This is a genomic window from Paenibacillus sp. LHD-117 (genome assembly GCF_030929555.1).
Lineage (GTDB): Bacteria > Bacillota > Bacilli > Paenibacillales > Paenibacillaceae > Pristimantibacillus.
This window is the reverse complement of record NZ_JAVFVT010000048.1, coordinates 34,180-55,720: the sequence shown is the minus strand read 5'-3', so window position 1 is coordinate 55,720 and position 21,541 is coordinate 34,180. Positions and strand designations below refer to the sequence as shown.

Here is a 21,541-nt window from a genome sequence, read left to right as displayed (position 1 = left end):
AGTAGCTCATGTTGGTTTCTCCTGTACAAAATGGTGGTGTGGTAACTTCCATTTTACACGAAGCCTGCATGGGCCTTTTGTTTTTCTAGGTGTCGCACTTCATATTACAATTCGTCAAAAATAAAACAGCGACAGTCTAGGACTTTATCGTCCTTGGTTGTCGCTGTTTCAATTTCTAGGCTCAGTCTAAAAGTCTAATTCCTTATTTTCTTCTGACACCAGACTCCCCTCTCACCCCTTCACGCTGCCCTCCGACAAGTTCGGGTTGACGAATTGCTTCTGGAAGATGACGAAAATCGCGATGATCGGCAGCAGCGCCATCATGGACGCCGCGAAGAACAAGCCGTAGTAGGTCGCGTATTGGCCGCGGAACAGCTGCAGCGCGATCGGCAAGGTGCGATGCGCCTCCGTTTTGATCAAGGTCAACGCCAGAATAAACTCGTCCCACGTGCCGGAGAACGAGAAGATGCCGAGCGTCCCGATCGCCGGGAGCGACAGCGGAATGTAGATCGCGCGGAAGATCGTCCAGCGGTTGCCGCCGTCGATGACGATGGATTCCTCCAGCTCCGTCGGAATCCTTTCGAAGAATCCTCGCAGGAAAAACGTGCTGCCGACCACGCCCGTGCTAATATACACAAGGATTAGCCCGGAGTAGGTGTCCACAAGCCCAAGCGACTTTACGATCGTGAACTGCGGAATGATGTTCAGGATGGCCGGGACGAACATGGAGAACAGGAACAACTTGAACAGCGCCTCCTTGCCGGGGAACGGAAATCTCGCGAACGCGTAGGCGGTGGAGCATGCCAGCGACAGGGACAATACCATCGTGGCGGACGAGACGAGCAAGCTGTTGACGAAATAGCTCGAGAAGTTGTTTTTGTTCCACGCCTCGACGTAATTGATGAGCGTCTTCTCGCTATGCAGCAGCTTATAGGGGCTCGGCAGGCTGAAGTTGTCCGTCGTGATCGACGTCAGAATCATATAGACGAACGGCCCGATAACGAAGCCGATGCCAAGCACCAGTACGATGTGCGCGAGCCAGGCTGTTGTTTTTTTCATACGGGGATCTCCTTCCTTGCGGGCGCTCCTAATATTCGATCCGATCCTTGCCGAACGTCCGCTGATTGCCGTAGGTGATGACGAAGATGAGCAGTCCCAGCATGACGCTGATCGCGGCGCCATAGCCGAAGTCGAAATATTCGAACGCGTGCTTGAACATGTACGTGTTAATGAGATGCGTGGAATCCAGCGGACCGCCCTTTGTAATCAGGAACACTTGAATGAACGCCTGGAACGCTCCGATAATGAGGTTGATAACGACGTACGCGGTCATCGTGCGCATCAGCGGAAGCGTAATATGAATGAAGGCCGTCGGCCCTCTGGCTCCGTCGATTTGCGCTGCCTCGTACAACGATTTCGGAATGGATTGCAGCGCGGCGAGATACATGATCATGACCCAGCCGACGCCCTTCCAGATGCTAAGCATCCAGATGACCACGTTCGCGCTCCACGTATTCTGCAGCCAGGCGATCGGCTCCTTCGCGATGCGCAGCACATCCGTCAGCAAATAATTGATGATGCCGCTGCTGCCGTCGCTGAACAGGAATTGGAACAAGTAGCTGACGACGATCCAGGAGCTGATGACAGGCAAATAGTACACCAGCCGGAAAAACACTTTGAAGCGTATGACCTGCAAGTTGATGATCATCGCCGCCAGAATCCCGAGCGCCCATTGGCCGGGCACCGTCACGATGGCGAACAGCACCGTGTTGCGGAACGCGATCCAGACGTTAGGGTCGTTAAATAGACGTTTGTAGTTGTCGAAGCCGAGGAACACGCTTTGCTCCGGCTTGATGACCTTGTATTCGAAGAAGCTGATGTGTATCCCCTTCACGAGCGGGTAAAGGACGAACACGCATGTCATGATAAAACCCAGCACCAGGAATGGCGCAACCTGGATATATTGTTTGACCGCTCTGCTTACTCTGTTCATGTCCGGATTCCTCCCAAGGCGAAACGGCCGTGGCCGTCCTTTGGCAGTGTGACGCGTCTCGTGCCCATTATGCGAAGCACGGGATCAAGCGGCACAACTATTGTTAATATGCAGATCGTTCCGAGATTACCGTAACCATTCGCCGATCTAACGGAACTCAGCGCTCTTATCATGCGCTAATGAGCTTATATGGGTTTCTAACGGAAGCAAGAGCTCTTATTCTATTAAAAAGAGCGTTTTTCAGGCTGAAAAACATGGATAAGGCCACATACTTCCGTTAGATTTTCAAATCGTTCAAATGGAGCCGAATAACGTCGGCTGTTTCCGTTAGCATTCAAGAACAACCGCAATGGTAACGTTGTTTAGGATCATTCTACGAGTAAAGGAAAGGCAGCCGGCTTTCGCCGGCCGCCGCCTCCTTCCGGGCCTGCCGGGCCCTTATTTTTTCAGCAGCGCGTCGATCTCCGCAGCCGCTTTATCCAGCGCGTCCTTCGCCGTCGCTTCCTTGCGAAGCGCGGTCTCGAACGCCTTGCCGAACACGTCGCTGATCTGATTCCAGTTCGCGCTCGGCGTGCGCGCCAGCGCCGTCTCCATCTCGGCGACGTAAGCGCCGAGGTAATACACGCCCTTCAGCTCTTCGGCGTTCGCCGCGGCCACGTTCGTCGGAATGGCTCCCGTCTTCACGGCCATCAGCGTCTGAATTTCCTCCGTCAGCATGAACTGGGTGAATACCCATGCCGCATCCGGCTGCTTCGCGCCTTCGAAGATGACCATGTTCTGGCCGCCGATCACGGAGTGGCTCATGCCGTCCGGTCCGTTCGGCATTTTGGCCGGAATCATGTTGTCCTTGACCGCGTCGCCCAGAATGCCGAAGAACCAAGGGCCTTCATTAATCATCATGTAAGTGGCCGGCTTGCCTTCTTCGCCGCGCAGTCCTTCCCACGTGCCAGGCTGGCCGCCGAGAATCGGAGGCGCGAGCAGCCCTTCATCGTTCCAGCCGATGATCGTCTCCAGCGCTTTCACGCTGGCGTCGCTGTTCAGGTAACCCGTCGCCGTTGTGTAGTTGTCGTCGGTAATGCGACCGCCGAGCGACCAGAACCAAGGTGGCATATTCCATGCGTCCGGACCGCCGATCGTAATGCCGAATTTGCCTTTCGCTTTCAGGTTGCGGGCGAGCGCTACCAGTTCATCGATCGTGGCTGGAGGCGCCGAAGCTCCTGCTTCCGCCAGCAGCTCCTTGTTGTAGATCGCGATCTTCGTATTCGTGTCGAGCGGCACGCCGTAGTAGCTGCCGTCGTAGAAGTTGGTCGACATCGGCCCTTTGAAGGAATCCGCGACGATCTGATCGAAGCCGGGGAAGCCGTCTACCTTCTGCAGCACGCCTTCCTTGGCCATACGCGGAATCCACGTATTGTCCATCCGCATGACGTCCGGCACCGCGCCGCCCGCCGCCGCCGTAATGACCTGTTGATCCAGATTCTCGGTCGGCATGCGTGTCGCTTTTACCGTAATATGCGGATACTTTTCGTTAAACTTCGGCATAACCTCTTCGAGCAGCACTTTCTCCTCGCCTTCGCCGAACGCGTGCCAGAACTCGATCGTAACGGGATCCGCCGGTTTCTCCGTAGGCTCTTCCGTCTCCTGCGCAGCGCTTGGACTTGGATCCGCGTTCGTCGTCGCGTTGCCTCCGTTGTTTCCGTTGTTGCCGCCGCTGCATGCGGCCAGCACCATGATCGCGGCGAGCCAGATCAGCATCATTTTGGATATCGTTTTTGTGTTCAGCTTCATCCCTTTTCCCCTCCATCGGTGTATGAGTACGCTTACATTATAGGAAAAAAGTCAGGGGCCATCCGATTGACTATCTTCTTTTTTTGGTGTTTTTTCTTCATCCGTTTTATGAAAAACAGGATTTACCAAACATTCGGTATGTTTTCTTCCGACGATCAGAAAAAAAGAGACTCCAGGTGAACCGGCTATCGCCGGCCCTCGGCGGCGCATTCGAAAAACGCGAAAAGCCAGCGCCCCTAAGAGCGCCGGCTTTCCCGTTCCCATTCCCCGCGAATTATTGCTTCGTCAACCTTACGTCGTCGATATGGAGCACCGTGCCGCCAGGCGAATTGACGTAGAACCCGACGTCGATCCCTCCGCTCGTGACGAAGATGTTGTCGATGCTGATATACTCCCACTCGCCGGTGTTCGAAATGTTGGCGTAGATCGCCGCACCGCCGTGGCTTGTAATCTCCGCCCTCGCGGTCGTCGGAGTCGCGTGCTGCATGCGAACCCATGCCTCCAGCTTATAGTTCGCGTTGTTCACCGGCACGTTCACGAATTGGTGGATGCTTTGCTGATAAGCGCCGGCGGCGTAAAAGTATGCTCTTGCATCCCTGTTCCAAGCGGATGTCGGAGGATGCGTGCCCGATCCGCTGTCGACGCCGAAAGCTAACGCTTGTCCGCCCGGATGCCATTCCGTCCAGTTCGAGCTATACCCTACTCGCTCGAAGCTGCCGTTGTCTAGCAGATTTCTCTCAGACTGCGGCGATCCGGGCGCGCTCGAAGACACCAGAACCCGGTCCAGATTCACGTTGCCGCTGTCCGCTCCATCGTACTTGAAAGCGATCGTGTTCTCGCCAGCGATCAGGGAAAGCGACTGGGTCGCGTCTTGCCACACGCTCCAGCTAGCGCCGGGACTCGGCAGGCTGACCTGCGCCACGTCGACGCCGTTCACGTACGTGCTTAACGTCTTTGTGCTGCCGCTACCGTTCGCGTAGCGGAGCGCCACCTGGTAGCTGCCCGCCGAAGGTACGTTCACCTTGAACGACGACGCCGCTCCGACCGAGGTCATGCCGTCGACGAATGCCGTGCCGCTATGGAACGAATGGTTTTTGTTCGTCGCCGCGCCTCCCGAGAGCGCCGCCCCTTCCGCTTCGTATTTGCCGACGGAAGGATGGAACGGCACCGAGATATAATCCAGATTGACGTAGCCGGTATCCCCGCCGTCCGCATAATACCGGTACGTGATGGCGTTGCGTCCGGCAGACAGCGGGATCGTCTCCGTCTGCGTACCCCATGTATTCCAGTTGGCGAGATTCGCGAGGCTGGTTTGTTTGACGCGCTTGCCGTTTACGAAGATGCTAAGCGTCTTAACCGAGCCGTTCGAATTCGCGTAGCGCAGGTCTACAGCGTAATCGCCAGCCGCTTTCACGTCGGCGTAGAACGTGACGGACGCGCCATCATTCTCGATTTTGTCCGCGAAGCCCGTGCCGGAGTAACCCGTATGATTGTTGTTGACGGAAGCCTGCGTGGCCGTGGTGTTGCCCGACAGCGACGCTTGTTCGGCCTCCAGCTTCATGGCCGTCGCGGCGGCCGTGCCGCTGCCGGAGACGACGATGTTTTTGGCCGAGCCGCTGCCCGCCGCAACCTTCACGTACGTCACCTCGCCGTAAATATCGCGTCCCGTCGTCCAGCCTTCGCCGGATGCCGCGCGCAGCGCCGCCGGATCGGCATAGGACGTCATTGCGGAGCCGCCGAGCGTTACTCCCGTGCCCGCTTTGCCGTGAATCTTGACGATGTAGCTTTGCAAGGCAGGCGCGTACGTGCCCGACTTGGCGCCCACTGAGAAGCTGATCCCGCTGCCGCCGTTATCCTGCGCCGTCAGCGTCTGTTTGAAAATCTCGCCGCTTTCGTAATCGTAGCTGCCGCCGTCGTCGTCGTAGTACGTGAAGCTTGTGGCGGACGAGTCCGGGAAGACTTCGATGTCGACCGTCGAGACCGCGCTTTGGCCGATGTAATCCTGCGGCTGCTGCGTCGGGATAATCGCGCCTTTCTTAATGAAGAGCGGAATGTCCGACCAATTGTCGGCGTCCACCGCGTACTGAATCGTTTGGCCCCCGCTGTATACCCTGCCCGTAAAATAATCCGTCCACGTGCCCGCCGGCAAATAAATCGGCTTCGACGTCTGGCCCTTGTCCACGACCGGGGCTGCCAGCAGCCAGTCGCCGAACATCCAGGCGTCGACGTAGTTGCTTACCGCGGCGTCCGTCGGATAATCGAAGAGCAGAGGCCGGACGAGGCCGTTGCCCGTCTCGTAAGCTTCCCGCTCGTAGGCATACATATAAGGAATGAGTGAATAACGAAGCTTGATCGCGCCTTTGGCCGCTTCCTCGGCCGTGTTGCCGTAGTACCACGGCTGCCGCTGATGATACAGGTTGCCGTGTACGCGGAACACCGGCGTCAGCGCCGCGAACTGCATCCATCTCGCGTACAGCTCGGGGCTCGGATTGCTGTCGTTCGGGTTGAAGCCGCCCGTGTCCATGCCCCACTTCGGCTGCCCCAAGTTGACCGACGAGAGCATGACCGTGCGCTGCTCCTTCATGCCAGACGCCCAGCCGACTTTCTCGCCCATTTGGAATTGCCCGCCGATATCGCCGGACCATAACGTCGTCGCGTAACGCTGCGCCCCTGGATAGAACGTCCGCGCCGTCTGCCACACGCGCTGCGCGTTATTCGTATAGGCGCGTTGTCCTTCATACATCGCCTGGGATAGATGGGTCGTCGTGAAGTTGCCGAACCACCACTGGGCCGCACCGGACGCGATCTTGTCCGTTTCGTCGTTCCACCAGCCTACGATGCCTTTGTCGTACGCATCCTTCGAATGATCCCAATACCAAGAACGCATGCCCGCGTTATAAGGATCAATGCTCCTGACCTTCACCGGTATAAAATAATCGTTGTATTCGCCATGCCCCGGATACCAATAACCCGCCGCGTTGGCGTCGTTGTATTGGGTCGTCCGGTTGCCGCCGCTGTCTTCCGTCACGATTCTCGGCTTCGTGATGCCGATCATCTTCACGCCTTTGGCGTCCATCGCGGACTTCAGGGCTGTAGAACTTGCGCTCGGAAAGTTCGACGTGTTCCAAGCGAACTCGCCGTAATTCGTTTCTCCGTATTTCTTCCAGTCGTAGTCGAGTCCGTACGCGTCAAGGGGAATATCCTTCGCCCGGTACGTATCGATCATGGAGGTCATCTCCGTCTGGTTCGTATCCCATTCGAAGTTCATGAAACCGAGCGACCACTTCGGCAGCATTGGGGATTTGCCCGTGATCTCGCCCACGCTCCCCATGATTTCCTCGGGCGTGCCGACCATCGCGTAATACTCGACGTCGGTCTTGAAGTAGCGGCGCCCTTCGTCCGGCGTGCCGCCATAGTAGAACTCCAGCTTGCCTGTCGCGTCGGTGTACGGGTACCCGCCGTCGCTGTCGACGAGAACGCCGTAGCCGGCCGTCGACCACATGAGCGGTCCCCCGGAATCGCCCTGATTGCCCGCGTGGGCGGGATGCGAGTTGGCATTGCGCGTCAGGTCGGGCGCCGACTCGTTGGCGTTGTAGCTGCGGATGCCGTAAATATTGTCGCCCGAATTCCGCATGAAACGTACGCCATCGTAGAAGACGCCGCCCCCGGACGGCTCCCATAGCAGCGTCGTTCCGTCCGCTTTCTTAATCGTGATGCGCGTCGGCGTCTTCGCGATCTCCACCCGGATCTCGGAGGTCACGATCGTAATAGGATTGCCCGCGGTGTTGATCGTCGCGCCGACCGAGCTCCATGTCTTGCCCGGGTCGATCATCGGCGTATCGGCGCTCGGCGATACATTGTTGGGACGATAGGATACCTTCACGATGTCGCTCTTCAGCACGTCGAAGATCAAAATGTCGTCATTCGGTTCCGCGCCGTTGTCGATCGTGAGCGTGAGCGTATCCCCGGATACCGAGGTCCCCGTGACGTTGCCCAGCGCGCCGACGTATGCGTTTGCCGACTTCGGCTGCGAGGCCGTAACGAGCGATACCGCCATCGAGACGAGAAGAACATACGTCATGACCGTTTTCCACCTAGACTTATCCGCCCTTACCACATGACATGCCACCTTTCATGATTGGAATGAGACCCATGCCCCAATCCTCTGCACGAATCTAGTTCTATCATAATGGAAGCGCTATCCTATCAAAAATCCATAATATTCCGATTAGGTATCTTTTGTTATGGAGCCTGCTTCATCTATCGACTCTACTTCGCCTACTTAATCGCGCAGCAGCCCGTCAATCTGCACCGCCGCCTGGTCAGTCGCCGCTTCCACCGTCAGCTCGCCGGCCATGATCCGTTCCACCATGCGCGCGAATTCCTCGTCGATGGCGGTCCAATTCGGAACGGGCGGTCTCGGCTTCGCACGCTTCAGCTGCTCCAAGTATGGCTTGAAGATTGGATTCGGCACGCTATTCTCCAGCCCCTGAATCGTCGGTATGAGACCCGTCTCGGCCATGATCCGCTGAGGCTCCTCCGACGTCATCCAGCGGATGAACTCCCACGCCTCCTGCTTATGCTCGGACTGTTCGAAGAGGACAAGGTTCTCGCCGCCGATAACGGATGTGCCGGTGGCCGCCTTCCCGTCCGCGTCCGCGGCTGCCGCGCCTTGGCCGCCCGCCTGCCCGCTTCCCGGGAACAGGCCGATGACGACGTCGTCCAGCAGCTCCTTGTTCGGCCCCGTCGCATTGACCGTATGAAACCAATGGGCGTCGTCGATCATCATGAGCTGGCCCTTCAGAATCCCGTCCCAGGTGCCCGGCACCTCGCCCAGGACGGAGCGGCTTACGATGCCACGGTCCAGCCAATCCTTCATCCGGCTTAGCGCGGCACGGCTTCCTTCGCCGTTCAAGTAGCCGGACGCTTTCGTATATTGCGGGTCGGTCAGCTCGCCGCCCAGCGTCCAGAAATACGGCAGCATGCCCCAGCCGTTCGAGCAGCATACGCCAATGCCGTAAGCCTCCGGCTTGGAAGCGCGAAGCCGCTCCGCGGCCGCCTCGAGCTCCTCGAAAGTGGTTGGCGGCTCCGTCAACCCGGCTTCCCGCAACAGCGTTTTGTTATAAATCGCCGCGCGCGTATTCGCGTTGACAGGCAAGCCGTAATACCCGCCCTTGTACATATTGGTCTGAATTAACGAGCCGATGAACGTGTCCTTGATCGCTTTGAAGCCCGGCATGCCCGACAGCTCCGCCAGCGCCTCCTTCTTGGCGAATTCCGGCACCCAGACGATGTCCATGCGCATGACGTCGGGCTGCTTGTTGTCCGCTACCGCGAACAGGAGCGTATCCTTGAATTGGTCCGTATAGTCCTTGCGCACGGCGTTCACCCGAATATGCGGATACTGCTTCTCGAACAGCGGCAGCACCTTCGCCAGGAACACTTCTTGCTCCAGATCGCTGTACGTATGCCAATACTCCAATTCGACCGCGTATTTGCCTACGTCCCCGTTCTCCGTCCGCTCCCCGTCGATCTCCGGCGCCAGCGAAGCCCGCATGCAGCCGGCAAGCGCGGCGGCAACGAGCAGCAACGCCGCCAACCGAAGCGTCGCCCCCGCGGTCCCCGCCAAGCCCCCGCGCCGCTTCCCCGCCTTAAATTTCATAGAGCACATCCTCTCCGGCGCGACCGTCGTCCGCGGCGCGCTGTCGTTCGAACCGCTCTCGGAATTCGACCGGCGTGCAGTTCATCTCCCGCTTGAACAGCTTCAGGAAATGCTTCGGGCTGTTGAAACCCGAATCGGCGCCGACGTCGATCACTTTCATGCTGGTATGCTCCAGCAGATGCTTCGCGTAGTGCAGCCTCAGCCGAATAACGAAATCGATAAAGTTCATGCCGGTACGCTGCTTGAACTGCTCGCTGAAATAATTTTTGCTCATGTGCACGTAATCCGCCACGTCCTGCAGGGAGATGTCCCCGCGGTAATGCTCCTGAATGTAAGACAAAGCGAGCTGAATGACATGGGCGCCGCCGGCGTCGACCGCCACGGGCGAATCGTCCGGCTTCCAGAACCGGGACAACTCCTCGCGCACCGTCCGGATCAGATGATCCAAACTTGGCGCCTGCTTCAATCCCTCCAGCTTGCCGATCATCATGCCCATATCTTCCTCCGTCTTCATTCGGAACCGATGCGACCACATCATCGTCAGCAGGCTTCTCCCATGGGCGATAATCTCCGAACGGCCGTACCGCTTCATTCTCCACAACGCGATCATGTCGTTCAGCGCGGCTTCGCTGCCGTATTGGTCCGCGAATGCGTACGCCTTCGAGAACCTCTCGCGCAACCGGTCGATGCCGTCCTCCGCTTCCAGCTCCTCTCTATCCGTTCCCTCTCCTGCCGAGGCGGGAATCCGGCCTAGATAACACCGGTTCCTCCCCTCGAAAAAAGCGTTCTCCAGCGCCTTCAAAGCCCAAACGTACGCGAGCGCCGCGGCTTGCAGGCGATGGATGACGGGGCTTATGCCGACCGTAAAGCGCAAGCCCGACCCTTCTGCCCCGAGCCGCTTATGGAACAAGGCAATGTCGGTTAGCGCGCTGCCGTTGTAATCCGCGATCAGCGTGACGAGTTCATCATCGCCCGCCACGAACGATAGGCCGTTGCCGCACCACTCGTCCAGCCTGTTTTTGGCAGCCTCCAGGGAGACGAGTTGCCGAAGCGACTTGCCGTCGTCCGCGTCCAATTTCCAAACCGCCAGAGCCAAATTACCGATCGCCCAGTCCGGCTTCCACTCGAACGCCTGATCGGCGCCGCCCATGAACGCCTTCAGCTCCTCCTCGAACCGGAGCCGCCTGCTCTTCGCTTCCTCTAGCCGCAGCCACTCCTCCTTCCGGCTGCTCGCCTTGTCGAGCTCCAGCCGTTCCTTGCAGGCGCGGATGACGCGGATCAGATCTTCCGGCTCCATGGTCGGCTTCAGCAAGTAGTCAACGACGACGCCAAGCTTCACCGCTTCCACCGCGTAAGAGAAATCGCTGTAGCTGCTCACCAGCACGACCTTGAGCAAAGGACGCACCTCCTTGGCGAGGCGGATCAGCTCCAGGCCGTCCATGAGCGGCATTTTGATATCGGTGACCAGGATGTGAATGTCCTCATTCTTGATAAGGCGCAGCGCCGCTTCTCCGTTGGACGCCTCGCCCGCCAGCCTAACGCCTTCCTTCTCCCAATCGACGCAGGATGCCAGCCCGAACCGTATCATCGGCTCGTCGTCCACGATTAAGGCGTTATAGACCATCCGCGAGCCCCTCCTTCATGAAGTTTGACCGTAACCGTCGTTCCGCTTCCAGGGACGCCCGCGATGTCGACGCCGCTTCGTTCGCCGTAATAGAGCTGGACCGTCTCGTGCACGTGGTTGAGGCCGATTCCGAACATGCCGGACTTCGGCTCGCGTGACCGGGCCAGCAGCCCGGAAATTTTCTCCGGCGAAATGCCGACCCCGTCGTCCTCCACCCTGATGATCAACATGGGCTCGAGCGCATCCTCTTGCTTGCAGATAGTCACCGTCACCGTCCCTCCCTCTTCCTTGGGCGCAAGCCCGTGGAAAATCGCGTTCTCCACGATCGGCTGCAGCAACATGCGCGGAATCGGAACGTCTAGCAGCTCCTCCTCGCATCGGACATCCAGATGAATGCGGAAGTCGTACCTGAATCGTTGAATGACCATGTATTTGTCCAGTAAGGCGAGCTCGTCGCGGATGCGGTAGAACACGCCCTGCTTCTCCATGCTCGCCTCCATCAGCTGAACCAGCGAGGAGATGCCGTCGTACGCCCCTTCTTTTTTGCCGAATTTAATCATCCACCGGATCGTCGCGAGCGTGTTGTACAGAAAATGCGGATTAATCTGGTGCCGCAGCGCCCTCATCTCCGCCTCCCTCTTCTTGGCTTCCACCCGGTTCACCTGCTCGATCAGCATCTCGATCTGCCGGACCATCTGATTGAACCTGCGGCTAAGCTGTCCGATTTCGTCCTGCGAAGATACCGTCGTAAGCGCCTTGAAGTTGCTTCGTTCGATTTCTTTCATTTGCTTCATTAATGATTTGAGGGGTGAAGTAATCCGCCTAGAGAACAGATATCCCGTCACCGATGCCAACGCGAGCAGCATCGTCGCGAACAGCCAGATTTGACGCTGGATGCGGGCAATATCCCCGATGATCTCCCCCACCGGCACCGTCCCGACGATCATCCAATCGTTCTTGAGCTTGCGCGTGACCGCGTAGTGCCGCACGCCGTCCAGCTCCGCCTCGAATTCCGACTCCTCGGCCTGTATGCTTGCCAGCCTTGCGCCGAGCCCCGTCGCCGCCAACGTGTCGGACCATCTCTCCGGTTCCGCGGCGATGACGACCTTGCCTTCCCGGTCCACGACGAAAAAATCGCCCGTCTTCCCCAGCCGGATCCTCTCGATCGCCTGCAGAATCAGCTGTCCATCAATGTTGACCAAGATCGCCCCGACCGACTCGCGGGCGGCGAGGTTGCGCAGCGGCTTCACGAACGTCAGCACCAGCCTCGTGTTCTCGCCGCCTCCGCTGAACGGATCGTACTGCAGCGGCAGCCACAGATCGTCCCTCCTTCCGCTCACCGCGTCGTTATACCAATCTCGCTCCGTCAGCGTGTACCGCATCACCTTCGACGCGTTGAACATCCCGCTTCCCCAGCTGACCCCCTGCTCCCGAAGCAGATAGATACTGTGCACGAACGAGCTGGTGTACATAATATTGTTAAGGATGTCGTTCACCGTGTTCTTATGGTCGAATTTCTGGTCGACGGTGAGGCCGCCCTTCGCTTCCTCCTGAATGACGCCCTGAATCCGGACATCGCGGTAAATTTGCTGGCCCATATCGCTTCCCACCGTCAGGATCAGCGACAAATAATCCGCCGATTGCTTGGCGGATTGTTTTGTGGAAGCCCTTACATTTTGTAAAATGACGTCAGACGTGAACCAGTAATAAAGCGAGCTGATCATCGCGATCGCAAAGGTAAGAAGCATAAGCAGAAGAAGGATCAGCTTCGCGGATAAATTACGGGTCAGCCTGTTCCGAATGAAAGTCATCATGCCGCAGCAATCCTTTCCTCAGTAGACGCACCTTTATTATACTCGGGGGAGGATGGTCCTGCACGAGAAAAAACGGGACCGCGGCGCGGACTGGCAGGCGGCGGGGCAAGGAACTGAAATGGGGCCGAAGGACCGTCGTCTCTCAGCGGATGGCGATGATTTCAATCCCTAGGTTAATCGTTGTCCAAGCCCGATCTGCGGTAATGACCGGACATTCCAGCTGTTGACCCAGCGAAAGACAAGCCCGATCGCCAAAAGACAACCCGAGCTGCTTGGTTTCGTTCCGCATCGCTGCAGCTTTGACAGCCGATTCCGCAGTAAACGGAACGACTTCGAAACCAAGCAACAACAAATACTTCATCGTTTGTTCCATGGGAATTTGCAGCTCCTGCTGTTTGGCCTGTACCTCCGAAAGGTTAACTGCCGATATCATCGCTTCGCAGCTCTCCACGTACCGTTCCACGATCTCGCTGCCCGATTCACGGAACAATAAAGCAAGCACTGCGGAAGCATCAAATACAACACGCATTTTCATGAATCCGCTTCTCCCTTACGTTCCTCAAGCAATTCCTCCGACAAAACCCGATCGCCAATTTGATATTGGCTCATTTGCTCTTGTACATACTGAATCGCCTGTTTCCGGGTCATGAGAATAATTTTTCCGTTCTCCATATGAAGCATCAGTTCATCTCCGACTTCTATGCCGAGCGCTTTCCTAACATCGGCCGGAATTACAACGCGGCCGCCTTCACCGAGCTTGACGGGTATTTGATGCATGAAGTCACCTCCATTGATTCGTGGCATATCGATTAAATGATGTCATTCTTATTATCTCATGACACAATCATGTCGGCAATGTCACACAAAAAAAGCCAGCCTCAATTATGAGAGGCCTGGCTCTGTTCGTTTCTATCCTTAACTAACTAGCATGCCTCCCTACAATCTCCCAATCCGAAGCGGTGTAGTTGCCCATGTGCCAGAGCGATACGCCCTTCAGCCCGTAATACTTGGCGAGCCAGATCTTCTTCTCGATGCTTTGCGAATCTTCGTAATACAGTACATGGCTGCCCCTCGCGTCCTTAAACTCCGCTTTCTTCAGCAAAAACGGCATGGACCATGTTTGCGTAACGCCCGGCATCGCCAGCCGCTTCTCCACGTCGGCGATACTCGGCTTTAAGGCAGTGCCGGTCACACCGTTCGGAGCCGTGATCCACTGGTTGGCCTGCTTGGAAATGCCCAGCACAAGCTTATCCTTCGGAATTGATTTCAGCGCCGTTCGGACGGTGTCGTTCACGAGCGGCAACGGCGCCGACGGCAGCATGCCAACATCATGTGTGAAATCGTACGCCATCAGGATGACCGTATCGGCCAGCTTGCCGATAGCTCCCAGATCGTAGCCCTTGTAATAATGGATCGGCGGAACGGCTACCGATAACGTTAACGTGCCTAATTGCGCCTTGAGCTCCTTCAAAAAGCCGACGAAATCCGCCGCGCTCCCCGCTTCCTTCAGCCCCTCGAAATCGATGCTGACCCCGGTGAACGAATAAGCCGGGTTGTTCAGCGTCGCGAGCAGGGACGTGGTAAACGCCTGCCGCGCAGGCTGGTCCTTCAGAAAATCCTTTAGATTCGACGCGGCGTAAAATACCATCAGCTCTTTCGTCGCCCCGGCCTTGTCGGCGGCCTCGATCGCTTCCCCGTACCCGCCCGGAATCTTGAATTCCGTCGCGCTTGTATTCAGAGACGCGGAACCCGCCCCGTCGTACTGCAAATGCGACCAGCCGTAGATCACGTCGGACAGCTTATCCACCTGACCGATCGCCGGATAGGAAGCTATGGCGTAATAACCGGTGAAGTCAACCTTCTGCCCCGCGATCCGCTGGTCCAGCAACCGATAAATAACGGCCGCTGCCTGCTTGCGGATGAGAGGCGTACGCGGTTTGAACCCGGTCGGATCCCCCTCCATGATACCAAGGCGCGTCGCGTAATACACGTACGGCTGCATGGCCGCGTCGATGGTCGAAGCATCCTTGAACGCGCGCGCGTCCCGTTCCTTCTTCCATTCAGAGGCAAGCCATTGCTCGCGTACCTCCTCGTCCGCCGCTTCCAGCTGCGACACGCCGATCAACATCGCGACCTCTTGGCGCGTAATCGTCAGCGAAGGCTGAAAGTTCCCTTCTTTTGAATCTAGCAAACTAGCAATCCAACCGCGTTCATAGGCGACGGAAATATACAGCGCGGACCAACGATCTTTCGCCACGTCCGCGGGAACGCGTCCTACGGTGGCTCGTTCGGCTTGCGCGGCCACGACGAGAAGCTTCACGAACGCTTCCCGCGACAGATCGTTTCTAGGACGGTAAGTCCGATCCTCGTAACCGTCAATGATGCCAAGCGCGGACAACGTGTAGATCGGCTCCTTGGCATAATCGTTTTCTTCATCCTTGAACGGCAGCAGCTGGACGTCGTAGGCGAAGGCTTGGCTCGCGAATAACAGGGTCATGACGACCGTTAATAACAGCATTTTCGAGACTTTCAAATTTGGTTCTCCTCCCAGCGGCCTCTCTTAAAAAACCGCCAAGAAGTAAGACGCGAAAATGACCCGGTTAGTTGCACCGCTACCGTCAAATAAACCCTTTTATCGTTCCGCGCCCATCGCGCGCGCTGCTGCCGACCGGGCATAAACGGCTACATTCATTTTCCCCCTTAGCGAACGAGGCCCCATTGGGGTATAGTAGAGGGTACTCCATCACAAATAAGAGAATATCTGGGGGCATACCTATGATTAAAGAAATCACGGAGCAATATCATCCCGGCATACTGGAAGAAGCCGGGCGGCGGTTCGGCGTCGTGCCAGAACGGGTGAAGGATCTTGGCGGGTTCGAAAGCTACGTGTACGAATATACGGCAAACGGCGCGGATCGCATTTTGAAAATTACCCATCAGCTCCGCCGTACGGAGAACACGCTCATGGGCGAGCTTGATTTCGTCAACTATCTGGCGGACGGAGGCGTTCCCGTGGCAAGGGCGGTCGCTTCGGAGGCAGGACGTTACGCGGAGACGCTCGACAATGGCTTCCTTGCTTACGCATTCGAGAAAGCGCCGGGGAAGCTGGCGGGAGCGGATGACTGGAACGATGCGTTGTTCGAGCAATGGGGCCGCTGCACCGGACGGATGCACGCGCTGACGAAGGCGTACGTCCCATCCGATCCGGCTTACCGGAGAGCATCCTGGCGGGAAGACGACATGCTGAATGTCGCGGACGGACTGGCCGGGCAGACGCTGATCATCGAGAACGCGGAGGCGCTCATTCGCCGGATTTCCTCGCTGCCCGAGACGAAGGACGGGTACGGGCTCATCCATAACGACCTGCATCAAAAAAACTTCTTCGTCGACAACGGCCGCATGACCGCGTTCGACTTCGACGACACGGCTTACAACTATTTCGTCAACGATATCGCCATGCCGCTTTATTACGCGCTGTGGCTGCCGCCGGTCGCCCCGGACGACCGGAACGCGTTCGCCAAGCGGTTCATGGGGAATTTCATGAACGGTTATGCCAAGGAGAATACGCTGGGCAGCGAGTGGTTCCGTCATATCCACGATTTTATGATACTGCGGCATGTCATTTTGTACGTGATCTACAGCAATATTTTGGACGCGAAGGACTTAAGCCCCAAAGAGCAGCAGCTCATGCACAGGTTTAAACATGACATCGAGAACTGCGGGCCGCTGGTGGAGCTGGATTTGGAGAGGTTATAGGAAGGTTTGTGTTAGTTAAAAACCCACAGCCTCGAAGGCTGTGGGTTCCTTTGTTCATTCTTTTATTTGCGTCTATATTTCATTTGGAACTTCTCTTCATTCGATGCTAAATAAACAATGCCCTCGATAAATCCAACAATGGCAGGAATATACGTCCAGCAGAACAATATGTAAGCAATTCCCCACCAGATTCTGCCGAGGTAAAATTTATGGATACCCAGCCCGCCTAAGAAAATACCCAACAAACCCGCGGCAACTTTACTCTTCCGATTGTACTGCGCCGGTGCGCCATATGCGGGTTGCGTAGGATTGGAGTAGTTGCTAGCCGGTTGTTGGTATTGCGGCGGGTTCGAGAAATTCGGATTCGCTTGATAGTGGGGTTGGGCAGCCGTTAACTTCTCCCCGCAATATTTGCATTCGGTTGATTGGGCTCCGGTCGGAGCTCCGCAGGACGGGCAATTCGGTGTACTCATTTATGATGATCTCCTTGTCATTTCGATTTTTTTAAGCTTTATTGGATGCTCATTGTTTCTCTTGCCATCACGAGTTGTCTTGTTTCTTCCATTAACTTTTGGATTTCGATGACGGCAGCTTGCGTAATTTCGAGTTTGGACTGCATCCATATGTATTCCAAATGATTAAGGATCTGCTGTTCCATCTCCATTAATTGATGGTTTCCGGCAAATCTTCCGAAAGGACTTGACGCTTGCAATCTTTCTTTTAATAAATAAAAAGATTTGGAGAGTGGAATGAAGCCTTCCTCATGTTTTTTGGCCATTAACGTTGTTTCGATATGATAGAGTTGCAGCGCGACGGCTTGTTTTGCATTTTGCTCGACCTTGTCGAGATCTCTGTCTGCGGCCGTTCGCCGGGCAAAGAAGCTAATCGTTGATAAAGAAAGCAAATAAACGGCGAAGACGACCAGCTGCCACACGATATACCAAGCGATGCTGGCGGAAATCGCAATAATCGAAATCACATTAGCGATGATCGTGTAAGTGATCGTTGCGACGATTAAAGTCGTGGTGTGAACCAATCCTATTCGCCCGGTTATTGTTCCCGGAATGAACAAAACGGCGTTCGATACGCCCAGACTTCCAATAAGAACGATTAACATGAGCATGGACTTAAGCGGCGACATCACGGAAAACAGATCAAATAATCGAATGAAGGCAATAATAAGCGCGGCGTTAATGACTAAACAACCAGCTAGTTTAAGAAATTGCGCGATAGATATGTTTTTGGTACTCACGGGTTGCCCTCCATTCTCGTACCGCACTCGGAGCAAAACTTCGTCTCGGGCGAATTCTCTTTGTGGCAACTCGGACAAACTTTCATCCCCATCGAACACCCGCATTCCGGACAAAACTTCGCGTTACGATCAATGTGAGACTTGCAAGATCGGCATTCCACTTTCTCGCTCGCAAGCTTGTTGCCGCAATTGCCGCAGAACTTATCGTCAACGTCGTTCATGGATGCGCATTTGTTGCACGGAATGACTTTGGTGGAACTATTCATGATGCCGCTAGCATGATTGGTAAAAGCCGTCCCTACCGCCAATCCGGCGCCTGCGCCTAGACCCAAACCGATGCCGGCCGCCGCAATATTCCCTCCGCTTTCGTTGCCCGCGGCCGTTTCCATCACGTCAAACGAACGTTTCACATTATAGCGTTGGTCGCCAATAATCTCGAAAGCGGCTTTCTCTCCCAGAATCCGATTAATCGTTTCAAAGTCTTCATCTGGAAAATTAACGGAAGATACAAGGAAGTTAACGATGGTTATTCCGAAGCGTTCGAACTCGAACGCAACGCTGTTTTCTGCCCTTTCCGACAATTCTTCCAACAACGGGGCAATCTCAAGAACGGATATTTTTTTGTTAATTACGGTGTTGGCTATCAATGTTTTGATTTTCGTGACGGTAATGCCTTTAAAATAACTGATGATCGTATCGTATTTGACAACGTCATGGTCCCCTACGGCCCCAATTAATTCGGTCAGGAATACGCGGAAATCCGAAATTCTCATCCCGAACTGCCCGAACGCACGTACCCTTAACCTAACGTTATATTTAGGATCGATTAGGCTAATTGGGTCGCTCGTTCCCCAAAGCACATCCAGTTTAATCGTCTTATTGATGAAGAACACTTCCGCGGTGAAGGGCGTTCTCTTGCCGAACGGAAGATTAATAAACGATTGCAGGATCGGAATGTTATTGGCATTAAGTGTATACGTTCCCGCGGAAAAATAGTCTAGCGCCTTGCCTCCCTTTACAAAAACAGCAATCTGGCCTTCACCCACAATAAGCTGGGTGCCGTATACGAAACTTTCGCCCGGATAACGAAAAACGAGCCAATCGCGATTGGCTATTCCGTTAAATTTGATGACGTCGATGATGGCCAAACGTATCCCCCCACTATCTCAATCCTACTCTACTATGTTCCACTTTCCCTATATTGTAGTACAAATTTCCCAATGCAGGCAATTGAAATCATAGAAAAACATGAGATAGAGACTAGGAAATAATACTCATGAACCGGCACTCCCCCCATCCCGCCAGCACCCAACACTTAAATGTGCTGCCCTTGCCCGGCTCGCTAGCCACCATGATAGGCCGCCCATCATGCTAATCAAGAAGCATAAGAGGTTGTATCCGGAAAAATGCATTCTCCTTCTTTGAGTATTCTAATTAGTGTAGAGGCTACTTGAAAAAGAAATTCGCGGTTGAACTGGAACCTTTTCTAGTACTTCTGGTTCTCCATTTTTTTGTGATCGGAAGTAGGGCAACATAACATATAAACACCCACAGTTTTGTTGAACTGTGGGTGTTTTGCCTCTCGCTTCAAAGACTCCGGATATTGCTTCAATTTTTGTTCTTTAAACGCCATAAGAATAGCACCCCCTAAAAGGGTGTTTTCCAATTAAGGGGTGCACTTCGCGAAGCCAACCAAGATTTCTAAAAATAAACTTATACTATCTTGCAATATCACTCGAAAGTATTTCCCCATTAGCAGGATTTATAGAGTACCTTCTGCCATAAAAATCCGAAACAAACATGTCAGATCCCTGCAACATCAAGTTTTCAAATGGTAACTGATTTTTTATTGGAAAAACATCACCAACATTTTGAATTCGCCATTTTATTATTCCTATACTAGTAATACCAAACACGTTATTTAAGTACACCTCGTTGCTAGGTATTTCAAGTAATACGATTAAAGTCTCCCTTACTTCTTTAACGTATCGTATTTTATGATCGAAAACTATTTTATTATCGTTTACTACCAGTTCATTATCATTTTGGCTAAATACTATCGACAATTTCCTCACCTCTTTACGGTACGATATCCGGTAAGACTGTTTCATTTAATTAAACTCAAACTTCTAAGTTGAACTACTATATGCTAGTCGAACTAGCATTGTCGAGTAATATTGGTTCAATGATTTTTCTTTCATAAGTACTTGCAAGCTGAAAGTCTTCGCTATACTTATTTTTTTTGTACTCATTAAACCAACCTTTATCCCCGAGTAATATATTCACAAAATGATCTTCTAATCCCCTTGAATGAATAATCAAACCATTGATAATTTTTTCTAACAAATTCGTGGATATGATTATACCCCTTCTATCATTTTCGTTATAATTCATGGCGAGATAAGAAGAAATATTTATTTTAACCAATGAGTTTCTATCATCTAACATTAGATAGACTATGTCCACTCCATCTCGACTTCTCCAAATACTAATGGCAAAATTACGCGCTATCAAAGCTACTTCATCATCTACTATTTTTTCTAAACAGAGATCATATTTTGAAACGATTGATCCAAAATGTTGTTTTACTAATTCAAAAAACTCCATGTAATCACTCTCCTTTTTTAGAAATCATCTTCATTGTCGATTCGTCGAGAACATATCCATGTTATATCAAGTAATTATATTCTTTTCCGAATCCTGTAGCGGCGCATGCTACAGTTGTGACGTAATAGTTTGAAAAAATGCAAGAAAATGATGCTAACAAAAACAGGTCAATCATGGTGGTTATCTAACCATAATCGACCTGTTTAATGTAACAAATCTTTATACGTGTATTACATGGGTTATATGTGTTATTGGATGAATGATGGGGTCATTCGGCACTGGGTAGCCCCACTGTAGTTATGTTGTTAGTCTATCTAAATTATGATGTAAGTTCATTACCATCCATTACTCTCTTTGTCGATAAGCTTTCCATTTGATATATCCACTGAAAAACGCATCCCGAAAAAACTCGTTACTTGTACAGTATCTACATTAACAACTTTCAGAGCAACATAGGGAGTATTTTGTGGTATTCCAAAAGCTTCATTATTTATTTCATTTATTCTTTGTAAAGTCTTATCCAAGTACATTTCTTCACCTCGAACTTTAATAGTCGATTTCATCATCCATATGTTTAATAAAATCAGATTCTGAGTCATATCCTGGGAATGGATCAGTTGGATTTGGAGCCGTAAGGTTAGCTTTATCATGTGCATTTTTGGATGGATTGATATCGAATACCTCAGTAACTGGATTCCAAGTAGAACGGTCTCTCAAAGGCACCCCAAACAAAGAAGAAACCTTAAAAGGCATGTAGCCAATCAAGGTTGAAATGAACTTAATAAAGTCCCATATCCTTTAAATCCTTTAAAGCTTCAATAAGTGAATCGTAAAAATATTGACATGCTTCTTCTTCCTTTTGGAATATTCGTAAGCCAGATTTATTCCCTCGCTCACTGTAATAAACTTCCCAAATTCCATTACTCTGAGAAATACAGCAAGCCTCGTTTGGCAAGCCTCCATTGAGTGAATAAACGTCACTCCGAATATTCTCCGATATAAGCCTTAACTCCAGTTCTTTGATATTCATTTATCGCTCCACCCT

Annotated in this window: 17 protein-coding genes and 1 pseudogene; 1 reads left to right on the top strand and 17 read right to left on the bottom strand. The window is 53.5% G+C overall.

Annotation, left to right across the window (positions count from 1 at the left end; translation table 11 throughout):
• Positions 1-231: 231 nt before the first annotated feature.
• From RB620_RS27255 to RB620_RS27210, 10 genes are all read right to left on the bottom strand, one after another.
• On the bottom strand, positions 232-1,059 hold the full coding sequence (locus RB620_RS27255) for a carbohydrate ABC transporter permease (protein WP_308099922.1): 828 nt from the start codon (positions 1,057-1,059) through the stop codon (positions 232-234).
• A 28-nt stretch (positions 1,060-1,087) separates the two neighbouring features.
• Positions 1,088-1,993, bottom strand: coding sequence for a carbohydrate ABC transporter permease (locus RB620_RS27250; RefSeq protein WP_308099921.1), 906 nt, complete (start codon positions 1,991-1,993; stop codon positions 1,088-1,090).
• A 438-nt stretch (positions 1,994-2,431) separates the two neighbouring features.
• On the bottom strand, positions 2,432-3,781 hold the full coding sequence (locus RB620_RS27245) for an extracellular solute-binding protein (RefSeq protein ID WP_308099920.1): 1,350 nt from the start codon (positions 3,779-3,781) through the stop codon (positions 2,432-2,434).
• Between the two features lie 274 nt (positions 3,782-4,055).
• Positions 4,056-7,862: a TIM-barrel domain-containing protein gene (locus RB620_RS27240; RefSeq protein WP_308099918.1), complete on the bottom strand. Its 3,807-nt coding sequence runs from the start codon at positions 7,860-7,862 to the stop codon at positions 4,056-4,058.
• Between the two features lie 201 nt (positions 7,863-8,063).
• Positions 8,064-9,443: an extracellular solute-binding protein gene (locus RB620_RS27235; RefSeq protein WP_308099916.1), complete on the bottom strand. Its 1,380-nt coding sequence runs from the start codon at positions 9,441-9,443 to the stop codon at positions 8,064-8,066.
• Positions 9,433-11,067, bottom strand: a complete 1,635-nt coding sequence (locus RB620_RS27230; protein WP_308099914.1) for a helix-turn-helix domain-containing protein — start codon at positions 11,065-11,067, stop codon at positions 9,433-9,435. The genes RB620_RS27235 and RB620_RS27230 overlap by 11 nt, the downstream gene beginning before the upstream one ends.
• Positions 11,049-12,881 carry a sensor histidine kinase gene (locus RB620_RS27225; protein WP_308099912.1) on the bottom strand — a complete coding sequence of 611 codons (1,833 nt, stop codon included), beginning with the start codon at positions 12,879-12,881 and terminating at the stop codon, positions 11,049-11,051. The genes RB620_RS27230 and RB620_RS27225 overlap by 19 nt, the downstream gene beginning before the upstream one ends.
• Before the next feature lie 142 nt (positions 12,882-13,023).
• Positions 13,024-13,416 (bottom strand): type II toxin-antitoxin system VapC family toxin, encoded by a 393-nt coding sequence (locus RB620_RS27220; RefSeq protein ID WP_308099910.1) that lies wholly within the window; start codon positions 13,414-13,416, stop codon positions 13,024-13,026.
• Positions 13,413-13,658, bottom strand: coding sequence for an AbrB/MazE/SpoVT family DNA-binding domain-containing protein (locus RB620_RS27215; RefSeq protein WP_308099908.1), 246 nt, complete (start codon positions 13,656-13,658; stop codon positions 13,413-13,415). The genes RB620_RS27220 and RB620_RS27215 overlap by 4 nt, the downstream gene beginning before the upstream one ends.
• A 142-nt stretch (positions 13,659-13,800) precedes the next feature.
• Positions 13,801-15,414: an S-layer homology domain-containing protein gene (locus RB620_RS27210; protein WP_308099905.1), complete on the bottom strand. Its 1,614-nt coding sequence runs from the start codon at positions 15,412-15,414 to the stop codon at positions 13,801-13,803.
• A 242-nt stretch (positions 15,415-15,656) separates the two neighbouring features.
• On the opposite strand from RB620_RS27210, the gene RB620_RS27205 reads away from it, so the two are divergent.
• Positions 15,657-16,637 carry a phosphotransferase enzyme family protein gene (locus RB620_RS27205; protein ID WP_308099903.1) on the top strand — a complete coding sequence of 327 codons (981 nt, stop codon included), beginning with the start codon at positions 15,657-15,659 and terminating at the stop codon, positions 16,635-16,637.
• Between the two features lie 62 nt (positions 16,638-16,699).
• On the opposite strand, the pseudogene RB620_RS27200 reads toward RB620_RS27205, so the two are convergent.
• The 7 genes and pseudogenes from RB620_RS27200 to RB620_RS27170 form a co-directional block, all read right to left on the bottom strand.
• A pseudogene (locus RB620_RS27200) lies at positions 16,700-16,897 on the bottom strand (TM2 domain-containing protein); the annotation flags it as partial.
• A 251-nt stretch (positions 16,898-17,148) separates the two neighbouring features.
• A complete protein-coding gene (locus RB620_RS27195; RefSeq protein WP_308099901.1) occupies positions 17,149-17,889 on the bottom strand; it encodes a hypothetical protein in 741 nt (246 codons plus the stop codon).
• Positions 17,886-19,037 carry an SPFH domain-containing protein gene (locus RB620_RS27190; RefSeq protein ID WP_308099899.1) on the bottom strand — a complete coding sequence of 384 codons (1,152 nt, stop codon included), beginning with the start codon at positions 19,035-19,037 and terminating at the stop codon, positions 17,886-17,888. The genes RB620_RS27195 and RB620_RS27190 overlap by 4 nt, the downstream gene beginning before the upstream one ends.
• A gap of 570 nt (positions 19,038-19,607) precedes the next feature.
• Positions 19,608-19,964, bottom strand: a complete 357-nt coding sequence (locus tag RB620_RS27185) for a DUF7957 family protein (RefSeq protein WP_483874758.1) — start codon at positions 19,962-19,964, stop codon at positions 19,608-19,610.
• 67 nt (positions 19,965-20,031) lie between these two features.
• The gene (locus RB620_RS27180; protein WP_308099895.1) at positions 20,032-20,496 is read right to left on the bottom strand and encodes a hypothetical protein; all 465 of its coding nucleotides are present in this window, start codon (positions 20,494-20,496) and stop codon (positions 20,032-20,034) included.
• A gap of 335 nt (positions 20,497-20,831) precedes the next feature.
• Entirely contained in the window at positions 20,832-21,020 is a 189-nt protein-coding gene (locus tag RB620_RS27175; RefSeq protein WP_308099893.1) for a hypothetical protein, read from the bottom strand.
• Between the two features lie 254 nt (positions 21,021-21,274).
• The gene (locus RB620_RS27170) at positions 21,275-21,526 is read right to left on the bottom strand and encodes a hypothetical protein (RefSeq protein WP_308099891.1); all 252 of its coding nucleotides are present in this window, start codon (positions 21,524-21,526) and stop codon (positions 21,275-21,277) included.
• Between the last annotated feature and the right edge of the window lie 15 nt (positions 21,527-21,541).

Coding starts and splice junctions, on each gene's coding strand:
- RB620_RS27255 (WP_308099922.1), bottom strand. CDS start 1,059: ATGAAAAAAACAACAGCCTGGCTCGCGCACATCGTACTGGTGCTTGGC.
- RB620_RS27250 (WP_308099921.1), bottom strand. CDS start 1,993: ATGAACAGAGTAAGCAGAGCGGTCAAACAATATATCCAGGTTGCGCCA.
- RB620_RS27245 (WP_308099920.1), bottom strand. CDS start 3,781: ATGAAGCTGAACACAAAAACGATATCCAAAATGATGCTGATCTGGCTC.
- RB620_RS27240 (WP_308099918.1), bottom strand. CDS start 7,862: ATGACGTATGTTCTTCTCGTCTCGATGGCGGTATCGCTCGTTACGGCC.
- RB620_RS27235 (WP_308099916.1), bottom strand. CDS start 9,443: ATGAAATTTAAGGCGGGGAAGCGGCGCGGGGGCTTGGCGGGGACCGCG.
- RB620_RS27230 (WP_308099914.1), bottom strand. CDS start 11,067: ATGGTCTATAACGCCTTAATCGTGGACGACGAGCCGATGATACGGTTC.
- RB620_RS27225 (WP_308099912.1), bottom strand. CDS start 12,881: ATGATGACTTTCATTCGGAACAGGCTGACCCGTAATTTATCCGCGAAG.
- RB620_RS27220 (WP_308099910.1), bottom strand. CDS start 13,416: ATGAAAATGCGTGTTGTATTTGATGCTTCCGCAGTGCTTGCTTTATTG.
- RB620_RS27215 (WP_308099908.1), bottom strand. CDS start 13,658: ATGCATCAAATACCCGTCAAGCTCGGTGAAGGCGGCCGCGTTGTAATT.
- RB620_RS27205 (WP_308099903.1), top strand. CDS start 15,657: ATGATTAAAGAAATCACGGAGCAATATCATCCCGGCATACTGGAAGAA.
- RB620_RS27180 (WP_308099895.1), bottom strand. CDS start 20,496: ATGGAGTTTTTTGAATTAGTAAAACAACATTTTGGATCAATCGTTTCA.
- RB620_RS27170 (WP_308099891.1), bottom strand. CDS start 21,526: ATGAATATCAAAGAACTGGAGTTAAGGCTTATATCGGAGAATATTCGG.